Origin of the sequence: Shigella sp. FC1661, from assembly GCF_001712525.1 — a bacterium.
In the GTDB taxonomy this organism is placed as follows: Bacteria; Pseudomonadota; Gammaproteobacteria; order Enterobacterales; family Enterobacteriaceae; genus Escherichia; species Escherichia coli.
The window spans coordinates 1-11,309 of sequence record NZ_MDGW01000036.1; the positions used below are offsets into that span (position 1 = coordinate 1).

Genomic DNA, 11,309 nt, shown 5'->3' on the forward strand with positions numbered 1-11,309 from the left:
AACACGCCAGTTCGCCCGGATGTTGGGACTTGAACCGAAGAACACGGCGGTGCGGAGTCCGGAGAGTAACGGAATAGCAGAGAGCTTCGTGAAAACGATAAAGCGTGACTACATCAGTATCATGCCCAAACCAGACGGGTTAACGGCAGCAAAGAACCTTGCAGAGGCGTTCGAGCATTATAACGAATGGCATCCGCATAGTGCGCTGGGTTATCGCTCGCCACGGGAATATCTGCGGCAGCGGGCTTGTAATGGGTTAAGTGATAACAGATGTCTGGAAATATAGGGGCAAATCCAATTTCTTTATTTGCAATAGTTGCAGTTCATATCCGGGCTGACTCCAGACTGGTAGTGAAATGCGCAATTTTGTAGAATTGCGCCTCCTCGCGACCTCCCCAGTGAATCTGTTGCCTCATTTTTTACATACTGCGTATTCGACTTCTCCACCTGTTGCGCAAGAGAAACTGGGTTTATTCATTTTTGCGAGGCCGACTTCTTTCTGGACAGGACTTTATGCAGCACAACACACTATCGAAACACAATCAGAAATTGCCGTTTACACGCTACGACTTCGGCTGGGTTTTATTATGCATAGGCATGGCGATTGGTGCCGGAACCGTGCTGATGCCAGTACAAATTGGCTTGAAGGGAATTTGGGTATTTATTACCGCAGCGATCATTGCTTATCCTGCCACCTGGGTAGTGCAGGACATTTATTTAAAAACCCTTTCTGAAAGCGATTCCTGTAATGACTACACCGATATTATCAGTCATTACCTGGGGAAGAACTGGGGAATTTTCCTCGGGGTTATCTACTTTTTGATGATTATCCACGGGATTTTTATCTACTCTCTCTCCGTGGTTTTCGACAGCGCCTCGTACCTGAAAACCTTCGGTTTAACCGATGCCGATCTTTCACAATCTCTACTTTATAAAGTCGCTATTTTCGCCGTACTGGTAGCGATTGCGTCTGGTAGTGAACGATTACTGTTTAAGATTTCCGGGCCAATGGTGGTGGTCAAAGTAGGGATTATTGTCGTGTTCGGTTTTGCGATGATCCCGCACTGGAATTTCGCCAATATAACCGCCTTCCCGCAAGCCTCCGTCTTTTTCCGCGATGTCCTGCTTACAATTCCATTTTGCTTCTTTTCTGCGGTATTTATTCAGGTACTTAACCCAATGAATATTGCCTATCGTAAACGGGAAGCAGATAAAGTACTGGCAACCCGGCTCGCGCTGCGTACCCACCGAATTAGTTATATCACGCTCATCGCGGTGATCCTGTTTTTTGCCTTTTCGTTTACCTTCTCAATTAGCCACGAAGAAGCCGTTTCTGCCTTTGAACAAAATATCTCGGCACTGGCACTGGCCGCGCAGGTGATCCCTGGACATATCATTCATATCACCTCTACGGTGCTGAATATCTTTGCCGTACTGACCGCATTCTTTGGCATTTATCTCGGTTTCCACGAGGCTATTAAAGGCATTATTCTCAATCTGTTAAGCCGAATTATTGATACCAAGAAAATTAACTCACGCATGCTGACTCTGGCGATCTGCGCTTTTATCGTCATTACGTTGACGATTTGGGTTTCGTTTCGTGTATCGGTGCTGGTGTTCTTTCAGTTGGGAAGCCCGTTATATGGCATTGTGTCGTGCCTCATTCCGTTTTTCCTGATCTATAAAGTCGCACAACTGGAAAAACTTCGCGGATTTAAAGCCTGGCTAATTCTGCTTTACGGCATTTTGCTATGCTTGTCGCCACTGTTGAAGCTGATTGAGTAAACCGGAGCGCATGGCCCCGGTTTTGTGAGTTAACGCTGCGGATTTTCATCCTGATCAACAGCAAAACAAGCTACCAGTTGACCGCCGTAGTCTTTTAGCTGCGGCTGCAACTGGGTGCAGGGGCCGAAGCGCCGACGACAGCGGGCGTTGAAGGCGCAACCCGGCGGTGGATTCAGTGGGCTTGGTAGTTCACCGCTGAGCTTGATGCGCTCGCGGCGATCGTCCGGGTTCAGGCGCGGCGTCGCGGAAAGTAGCGCCTGAGTGTACGGATGGCGCGGGTTATTGAAGATTTGGTCTTTCGTTCCCTTCTCCACGCAGCGGCCCAGGTACATCACCATCACTTCATCAGCAATGTGCTCCACCACCGACAGGTCGTGGGAGATAAAGACATAAGACAGCCCCAACTCCTGCTGCAAATCCATCATCAGATTCAGCACCTGCGCGCGCACTGAAACATCCAGCGCGGAAACCGGTTCATCGGCAATCACCACATCCGGGTCGAGCATCAGACCACGGGCGATGGCGATACGCTGACGCTGACCGCCGGAGAACATATGCGGATAGCGGTCATAGTGCTCGGTTTTCAGGCCGACTTTCGCCATCATCGACAGGGCTTTTTCCCGACGCTGTTCTTTGCTTAAGCTGGTGTTGATCAGCAGCGGCTCTTCAAGAATTTGCCCGACTTTTTTACGCGGATTCAGCGAACCGTAAGGGTTCTGGAAGACGATCTGGATTTTCTGCCGACGCAGCTTCTGCGCCTGCGGATCGTGCTTAAGCAGATCCTGCCCCTGGTAATACAGCTCGCCACCGGTGGGCGTTTCAATCATCGTCAGCAACCGACCGAGGGTCGATTTACCGCAGCCAGATTCGCCCACTACTGCCAGCGTTTTGCCACGTTCAAGGTTAAACGAAACGCCATCCAGCGCTTTAACCAGACGTTCCGGCGCGAACATGCCTTTCTTCACCGGATAATGTTTTTTCAGGTCGATAGCCTGCAACAGCGGTTGTTGCAGGGTGGCCTCTTGCGTACTCATAGTGTCGGCCTCCCGGCATCATCAAGTGGGTAATGGCATTTGGACTGACGCCCGTCAGCGAGCATATTCAGCGCCGGTTCTTCAGCGCGACATCTGTCAGTGGCATAGGGGCAGCGCGGGTTAAGCAGGCAGCCGTTCGGGCGGTCGTACTTGCCGGGAACGACACCTGGCAACGACGCCAGACGTTCTTTGTCCTGAGCAAATTCTGGCAGCGCACGCAGCAATGCCTGAGTATACGGGTGACGCGGCGCATGGAAGATGGCGTGCGCATCGCCCGTTTCCACCACCTGGCCTGCATACATCACAATGATTTTATGCGCAGCTTCCGCCACCAGCGCCAGGTCATGGGTAATCAACACCAGCGCCATGTTCTCTTTCTGCTGTAGCTCCAGCAGTAGTTCGATGATTTGCGCCTGAATGGTCACGTCCAGCGCGGTGGTCGGCTCATCGGCAATCAGCAGTTTTGGTCGACAGGCAATCGCCATGGCGATCATCACGCGCTGGCTCATGCCGCCGGAAAGCTGATGCGGGTAAACATCCAGACGCGAAGCCGGATCGGGAATACCGACCTGATTCAGCAGGTCAATCGCCCGCTGACGGCGGGTACTTTTGTTGCCGCCCTGATGCACCTTAATCGCTTCCATGATCTGGAAACCCACGGTGTAGCACGGGTTAAGGCTGGTCATCGGGTCCTGGAAGATCATCGCCACTTCGGCACCCACCAGGTTGCGGCGCTCTTTTTCTGATATACGCTGCAAATCCTGACCGTTAAACACCAGTTTTTCCGCCATTACGCGGCCCGGATAATCAATCAGCCCCATAATCGCCAGGGAACTGACCGACTTACCGGAGCCGGACTCACCCACAATCCCAACCACTTCGCCCTGTTTTACGCTGTAGCTGATGCGGTCTACGGCGCGGAACGGTGCGCTTTCGTCGCCGAAATGCACCGATAATTTATCTACATTTAATAACACCATCTCGAACCTCTTACTGCTTCAGTTTGGGATCGAGCGCGTCACGCAGACCGTCACCCATCAGGTTAAATGCCAGCACCGTCAGCAGGATCGCCAGACCCGGGAAGGTCACGACCCACCAGGCGCTTTGCGCGAACTGCAACACGTCGGAGAGCATGGTGCCCCACTCCGGCGTTGGCGGCTGTGCCCCCATGCCGAGGAAACCAAGAGCAGCCATATCGAGAATGGCGTTAGAGAAACCGAGCGACGCCTGAACAATCAGCGGCGCAAGGCAGTTCGGGAAGATGTTAATAAACATCTGACGCATCGCCCCGGCACCCGCCACGCGAGACGCGGTGACGTAATCGCGGTTAACTTCCACCAGCACGGCGGCGCGGGTTAAGCGCACATAGTGCGGCAAGGCAACGAAGGTCAGTGCCAGCGCGGCGTTACCAATCGACGGGCCGAAAATTGCCACCAGCGCCAGCAGCAGACTTGGCAGCGCCAGCATGATATCGACCACGCGCATAATGATGTTATCGACCAGGCCGCCAAAGTAACCGGCGATCAGGCCGAGAATAACGCCCATAATCAGCGATAACACAACTACCAGACAGCCAACCAGCAGCGACAGGCGCGCACCGTACATCAGGCGCGACAGCATATCACGGCCTACGTCATCGGTGCCCAGCAAGTGCGCCATGCTGCCGCCTTCCTGCCAGGCTGGCGGGGCGAGCAGTGCATCGCGGAACTGTTCCGCCGGGTTATAGGGTGCAATCCAGTTGGCAAAGATCGCGATGAACAGCACGATGACGACGTAAACCAGCCCGACGACCGCGCCTTTGTTGCGTTTAAAATAGTGCCAGAACTCCTGTAACGGGGTCATCGGCACCGGTGCGCTAATCACTTTATTTTCAGTAACCTGTGACATGATGTCCCCTTACTTCTTATGACGAATACGCGGGTTCACCACGCCGTACAGCAGATCGACCAGCAAGTTGACGAGGATAATCATCGTCGCCACCAGCAATACGCCGCCCTGCACTACCGGATAGTCGCGGCGTTGCAGTGCGTCAATCAACCAGCGTCCCAGACCGGGCCACGAGAAGATGGTTTCGGTCAGAATCGCCCCCGCCAGCAATGTTCCCACCTGCAGGCCGATAACGGTCACCACCGGCAGCATCGCGTTACGCAGCGCATGGACGATAATCACCGCATGCGGGTTAGCCCTTTGGCGCGCGCGGTGCGGATGTAATCCTCGCCCAGCACTTCCAGCATCGAGGAGCGTGTCATACGCACAATGACCGCCAGCGGAATAGTACCCAGCACAATGGCAGGTAAGATCATATGGGCGACGGCATCGATAAAGTTGCCGTCTTCACCCCAGATGGCGGTGTCGATTAGCATAAAACCGGTTAACGGATTGGAGTCATCGAGGAACACCATATCGCTCACGCGACCGGAGACGGGCGTCAGGTTCCAGTGCACCGAAACCAGCATGATCAGCATCATGCCCCACCAGAAGATCGGCATCGAGTAGCCGGTCAGCGCCAGGCCAACTGCAGTGTGATCGAAAATGGAACCGCGTTTAACCGCAGCCAGCACACCAACCGGAATACCGACTGCCGTAGCAAAATCATCGCGCAGACGCCAAGTTCCAGCGTGGCCTGAAAGCGCGGCACGAACTCTTCCCATACTGGAATTCGGCTTTTCATTGAAATGCCTAGATCGCCGTGCATTACGCCCCAAATGTAATGGAGATACTGCTGCCACATCGGTTTATCTAAGCCGAGTTCAGCCAGCAGCTGCGCGTGACGCTCAGGGGAGATCCCACGTTCGCCTGCCATGATCATCACCGGATCGCCCGGGATCATGTGGACAAAGGCAAATGTGAGAAGGGTAATACCGATAAACGTGGGGATGACGAGTCCCAAACGTCGGAGAATAAACTGCAACATAACCCGGATTCTCTATAGTGACCCGCAGCCTGGAACTGCGTGTCTGTATTGCTCACAAATCAATTCCCGCCCTTGTCGGACAGAGAATGAAGTATTGCTGCCGGATGGCGCTGCACGCAGAGGCACAGCGCCACCGGGTATACAGATTGTTGACAAAGTGCGCTTTGTTTATGCCGGATGCGGCGTTAACGCCTTATCCGGCCTACAAAATCGTGCAAATTCAATACATTGCAGAATTTTCGTAGGCCTGATAAGCGGAGCACATCAGGCAGTTTTGCCTTTACCATCAGTCTTGTATGGCTTTTAATTATTCGATAGAGACATTTTCGAAGTGATGTTTGCCTAATGGATCAACCACATAGCCTTTGACTTCTTTGCGTACCGGTTCAAACACGGTGGAGTGAGCGATGATCAGTGCCGGAGCCTGATCGTGCATCACCACCTGCGCTTGCTTGTACAGTTCAACGCGTTTGTTATGGTCGTCGGTAGCACGCGCCGGTTGAATCAGATCTTCAAACGGTTTGTAGCACCATTTTGAGTAGTTAGAACCTTGTTCAGAGGCGGCGCAGCTGAACAGGGTGGCGAAGAAGTTATCCGGGTCCCCGTTATCGCCAGTCCAGCCCATCATTACCGTCTGATGTTCGCCATCTTTCGCACGCTTGAGGTACTCACCCCATTCGTAGGTGACGATTTTGGCCTGCACGCCCACTTTCGCCCAGTCTGCCTGAATCATCTCCGCCATGCGGCGAGCGTTCGGGTTATACGGACGTTGTTCCGGCATCGCCCACAGGTCGATGGAGAAACCTTTTTCCAGACCCGCTTCTTTCAGCAAGGCTTTCGCTTTTTCAGGATCGTAGGTGTAATCCTGAACGTCGTCGTTATAGCCCCACATGGTTGGCGGGATCAGGTTTTTCGCTGATACACCCGCGCCCTGATAAACCGCTTTGATGATCGCGTCTTTGTTCACCGCGTAGGTCAGTGCCTGGCGAACTTTCACGTCATCCAGCGGTTTTTTCTGCACGTTATACGAGAGGTAGCCGACGTTCAGCCCCGGCATTTCCATCAGGTTGATGGATTTATCCTGCTTCATGCGAGCGATATCTGCCGGGTTCGGGTACGGCATCACCTGGCATTCATTCTTCTGCAATTTCGCGTAACGCACGGAAGCATCAGGGGTAATAGAGAAGACCAGCGTATCGATCTGCGGTTTGGTGCCCCAGTAGCCATCAAACGCTTTGTAGCGGATACGGGAATCTTTTTGGTACTGCTGTAACTGGAACGGACCGGTTCCGATTGGGTTGAGGTCCAGTTTTTCCGGTGTACCGGCTTTCATCATCGCATCAGCATATTCTTTTGACAGAATAGAGGCGAAGTCCATTGCCAGATCAGCGAGGAACGGCGCTTCCGGGCGAGTCAGTACGAACTGAACTGTGTTGTCGTCCACCTTTTTCACTTCACTGATCAGCTCCGGCAAGCCCATGCCTTCGAAGTATTCGTAGCTGCCGCCAGAGACTTTATGGTACGGGTTTTGCGCGTTTTTCTGACGGTCGAACGAGAACACCACGTCATCGGCGTTCAGTTCACGCGTCGGTTTGAATTCTTTATTGTCGTGCCACTTCACACCTTTACGCAGATGGAAGGTATAGATTTTACCGTCTTAGCTGACTTCCCACTTTTCAGCGAGGCCCGGTATCACTTCAGTGGTGCCGATTTTAAATTCAACCAGGCGGTTATAAAGCGGTACGGAAGAGGCGTCATAGGTGGTGCCGGAGGTAAACAGCTGCGGGTTAAACCCTTCCGGAGATCCTTCTGAGCAATAAACCAGAGTTTTAGCCTGAACACTTGCTGCGACGGTCATAGCCACCAGGCTGAGACCAAGCTTCAGCATCCCTGACTTTTTCAAGGAAATACGCATTATTCTGCTCCAATTGTGATGTTTGTTGTTTTAACCCTTTGCAGTGGGTTGTCGCTGCCTGACCTTTTTTGTTTTTTGCCCGGTCGGGTCAACGTTATGAGGTGGGGATGCCGTACTAATTAACATCAGTGTAACAGTGCGGATCCTCCATAAAATGCCCCTCGTGACCTACAATCTGTCAACAGAATGTGAAAACGTCAATACAGCCAACCGGGATTTACACCAACGGTGAGAATCCACAAACAAAGATTAAAAAAACTTCAAACAGCTATTTGCAGCAGAGAAATTTGTGCTACTCCAACATAACCAGAACAATCAGCTTAATATTTAGCAACATTTGGTGATTAAGTTTTATGAATTTAATGAAAAAAATCTGAGGAAAAGGTGGATATCTGAGCGATTAATACCATGAACGCTAAAACGCACAGCGGAAAATGCCAGCGCCAGCCATAAGTAACGCAAAAAAAGATTTAAGCAAATATAAAAAAAGACAATGGTTTCTGTCACAAATCCGTTAATGGATAGTGAGATATGGGGCGCAAAGTTGGCAGGAAAATGTGTGGTGTGTTGGTCGAATAAGGCGGTCGCGCCGCATCCGACAATAAGTGCGGTGCCGTTGCCTGATGCGACGCTGGCGCGTCTTATCAGGCCTACGTCGAGTCGAACCTCCCAGCCCCCGGAGGTTCTCATCCTCATGGGCTTCAAATGCAAAAAAGCCTGCTCGCTGAGCAGGCTTTTCGAATTTGGTCGGTGATAGAGGATTCGAACCTCGACCCCTTCGTCCCGAACGAAGTGCGCTACCAAGCTGCGCCAATCACCGAATGCGGGGCGCATCTTACTGCGCAGATACGCCCTCGTCAATCCCTTAATAGCAAAATGCCTTTTGATCGGCGAGAAAGTCAGCAGGCCGCTTAGTTAGCCGCTGCCTCTTTTGCCTGCGGGATGTGACACCAGTTGTTGTTTTCGTTAATTCCACCATCCGGTGAAGTATAGCCAAGACAACCCATGATGGTATCGTACAGCTCTACGTGACGGCGTGGCACTTTCATGTCGGCTTCTTTTTTCAGCTGCGCAAATGCCTGCGCATTGGCCGGATTTTCCAGATATTTATCTGACATCCAGACCATCATCGGTACGCGGAACTGCTCCGGCGGTGCCAATTCACGCGGCGTGCCGTGCAGGTGCTCGCGTTCATTAATTGACTCACCGTGGTCAGCTGCGTAGAACACAATCGCTTTCTTATCGCGAACCTGATCAATCACGCTGGAGATAAAGTGATCCACATAGGTCACCGAGTTGTCATAGGAGTTGATCATCTGCGCTTTGGTACAGCCGCTATCAACACCAATACATTCCGGCTTCCACTGCGCGAAGCTACGCGGATAACGCTGGGTGTAGTTAAAATGCGAACCTTTGGTATGCAGAATGATCAGATGCTTACCATCCGGGTTGCGCCCTAGCGATTGCTGCATTTCGTCTACCAGCAACATATCATCTACCGGCTTGCCACGATTACGTGGCTCCGCACCAATCTGCTCACGATAAGCAATGTTGTCCGCCATCGTGTTGCTGTAGAACCACATTTCGCTCTGCATAGCGTAGAGGTCAGAACTGAATCCTAACTGCTTCAGAACCGCGAAAATGTTCTGTTCTTTTAATGTGCGCTGCGGATTATCTTCCGCGCCCCCCTGACGTACAAACATGCAACGCAGTGAGAGTTTGGTTGCGGTATCACAGGAGTAACCACGGAACGCCGCCAGATTTTTCTCCTGGGCCAGTTTCGGCGTGGTATTACGCTCATAGCCGAAAATACCCATATGGTCCCAACGCGTGGTTTCACCGATGATAAACACGACATAAGTATCATCAACGTTTTGTGGAGCCTGGTATGTAAACTTCTTCGCCGGATTAAGCAATGAATTATTATCGGAAGATTCATCGACCCGCGCCCAGGCATACAGCCCCAACGCAGAAAGCCAGTTTGATGGCAGATAAGAGTTCGCTACGACACCGCCATAACTCGGCAAATCAACGCCGGTCGCCCTCTCCACTTTCTTCTGCTGGATATCCAGCAAACGAATCGGTGCCCAAACCATAATACCCGCCAGTACGACGACCGCCAGGCTGCGAATACGCTGCCCTGGGGTTCGCAGTTGTCGGAGCAAGGTGTAGCGACAACGGTTATTCCAGATAAGGATAAGAGGCAATGCACTAACGGCGATTAACCAGAGAATAAAGTTCAGACCAACAACTTCTTTTGACAGGTCGATATCGGTGGTCATGACGGAAGCGATGATGCCATAACCAATGACCACATTAAGGAAGGTCATGTAATAGCTGGCACCTGCGGAAAAGAGCACCACCAGCGATGCCAGAATACGCCAGCTGCGGCGGCCAAACAGCGATAGAAGACGTAGTAAGAAGAAGGTCACCAGTACGGTGGCGGCCAGTTCAACAACAGCAGAAACGCCTTTCCAGACGGTAAAATCGTGCGCATAGCTGCCGAAGCGGCGATAAAAAACCGCGCCATTCATAAAAAGGCCAATATAGATTGCAAGCAAAAAGCTCAGCTTCTGCTGTGTAATCGATTTGATGTATCTCATGCAAACAAACCCTGGACAAACAGGTGATAACACCCTGCTTCGCGGCTTTTCAGGCCCGGCAGGGGAAAAGTGCGGAGGTAGTCAGATAAGTAAAATCTACACGCGCGAATAAGTAGACCACAGCAAAGCGAAAAAGTGTGGGGAAAGAGTGTGCATGAAGCACAAATTTACAAAAATGCAAGTTTGAAAAGAGACTTTAGCGTTACAAAAAGCAGTAAAAAGGGCCAGTTAACTGGCCCTTAAGATGTGAAATTATTCGTACTGTACAGTAAAGTCGACCGTTGCATCTGCGCGACCAATAGTTGCATCGGCGCGAATAGGCACGTAGCTGGCGATATAGTTCAGTTGATGTGCGCCATCACCGTTAATTGCAAACTCAACCGGTGTCGGCGTTGTATTTTCCGGGAACTGTTGTACTCCAGCAGCGGTTTTGATTTTCAGCCCAACGCCTGTAGCGCCACCCGCATCCAGCGCAAAAAGATTTGAGTCGTCTGCATTGGGTGTACCGTCCATAGTCACGTAGGCTCTGACCACTTCGCTACAGTTTTTCAGGCCGATGGAAAAAGGAGTGGGATTAATTTCCGTTCCGATTCTTACCGGCTTTTTGAGAACCGCGGTGCCCATGTCAACCTCAACGCTGTCTTTCACCAGTTCGCAAGCACCCTGGCTGATTTTAAGGGTGAATTTCAATGTTCCTTTCGGCCCTAAATCCGTGGTTGCCGCGAATGACGAAAAGGAAAGAGGCAGCAGGCATAACGCAAGTATTGTTCGCTTCATGACTGTTACTCCAGTTCGACATGTATGGTAGCAATACCGCTATAATCCCCGGCAGCGGGTAATTTTCCGGTAGTGCTAACGGGATAAGGGTAATGCTGCCAACTTACTGATTTAGTGTATGATGGTGATTTTAAGGTGCTTGCGTGGCTTCCATTTCCATCAGATGTCCTTCCTGCTCCGCTACTGAAGGCGTGGTGCGTAACGGCAAAAGCACTGCCGGACATCAGCGCTATCTCTGCTCTCATTGCCGTAAAACATGGCAACTACAGTTCACTTACACC

The 11,309-nt window shown here is 51.7% G+C and carries 8 protein-coding genes, 1 tRNA gene and 2 pseudogenes; 3 read left to right on the forward strand and 8 right to left on the reverse strand.

The window, feature by feature from the left end:
* Together BFF42_RS02985 and BFF42_RS02990 are read left to right on the forward strand one after the other, a co-directional pair.
* Window positions 1-286 (forward strand): integrase core domain-containing protein (locus BFF42_RS02985; RefSeq protein ID WP_000318964.1); only part of this gene is annotated, 286 nt, incomplete at its 5' end.
* A 227-nt stretch (window positions 287-513) separates the two neighbouring features.
* Window positions 514-1,785: an aromatic amino acid transport family protein gene (locus BFF42_RS02990; RefSeq protein WP_039060420.1), complete on the forward strand. Its 1,272-nt coding sequence runs from the start codon at window positions 514-516 to the stop codon at window positions 1,783-1,785.
* A gap of 29 nt (window positions 1,786-1,814) precedes the next feature.
* Here the strand turns inward: BFF42_RS02990 and dppF are convergent, their stop codons facing one another.
* The 8 genes and pseudogenes from dppF to lpfE form a co-directional block, all read right to left on the reverse strand.
* Entirely contained in the window at window positions 1,815-2,819 is a 1,005-nt protein-coding gene (dppF, locus tag BFF42_RS02995) for a dipeptide ABC transporter ATP-binding subunit DppF (RefSeq protein ID WP_000107017.1), read from the reverse strand.
* The gene (gene dppD / locus BFF42_RS03000; protein ID WP_000243527.1) at window positions 2,816-3,799 is read right to left on the reverse strand and encodes a dipeptide ABC transporter ATP-binding protein; all 984 of its coding nucleotides are present in this window, start codon (window positions 3,797-3,799) and stop codon (window positions 2,816-2,818) included. The genes dppF and dppD overlap by 4 nt, the downstream gene beginning before the upstream one ends.
* Before the next feature lie 10 nt (window positions 3,800-3,809).
* On the reverse strand, window positions 3,810-4,706 hold the full coding sequence (gene dppC / locus BFF42_RS03005; protein WP_000084670.1) for a dipeptide ABC transporter permease DppC: 897 nt from the start codon (window positions 4,704-4,706) through the stop codon (window positions 3,810-3,812).
* Between the two features lie 9 nt (window positions 4,707-4,715).
* Window positions 4,716-5,733: pseudogene (dppB, locus tag BFF42_RS03010) on the reverse strand (dipeptide ABC transporter permease DppB).
* Window positions 5,734-6,040: 307 nt separating this feature from the next.
* A pseudogene (dppA, locus tag BFF42_RS03020) lies at window positions 6,041-7,648 on the reverse strand (dipeptide ABC transporter substrate-binding protein DppA).
* A gap of 744 nt (window positions 7,649-8,392) precedes the next feature.
* Window positions 8,393-8,468, reverse strand: a tRNA-Pro gene (locus BFF42_RS03030).
* Between the two features lie 91 nt (window positions 8,469-8,559).
* The gene (gene eptB / locus BFF42_RS03035; protein WP_001269222.1) at window positions 8,560-10,251 is read right to left on the reverse strand and encodes a kdo(2)-lipid A phosphoethanolamine 7''-transferase; all 1,692 of its coding nucleotides are present in this window, start codon (window positions 10,249-10,251) and stop codon (window positions 8,560-8,562) included.
* 252 nt (window positions 10,252-10,503) lie between these two features.
* Window positions 10,504-11,028 carry a long polar fimbrial protein LpfE gene (lpfE, locus tag BFF42_RS03040; RefSeq protein ID WP_000831422.1) on the reverse strand — a complete coding sequence of 175 codons (525 nt, stop codon included), beginning with the start codon at window positions 11,026-11,028 and terminating at the stop codon, window positions 10,504-10,506.
* Window positions 11,029-11,171: 143 nt separating this feature from the next.
* Here lpfE and BFF42_RS03045 point away from each other — a divergent pair.
* Window positions 11,172-11,309: insA N-terminal domain protein (locus BFF42_RS03045; RefSeq protein ID WP_001645659.1), on the forward strand; the 138-nt coding region annotated here is incomplete at its 3' end.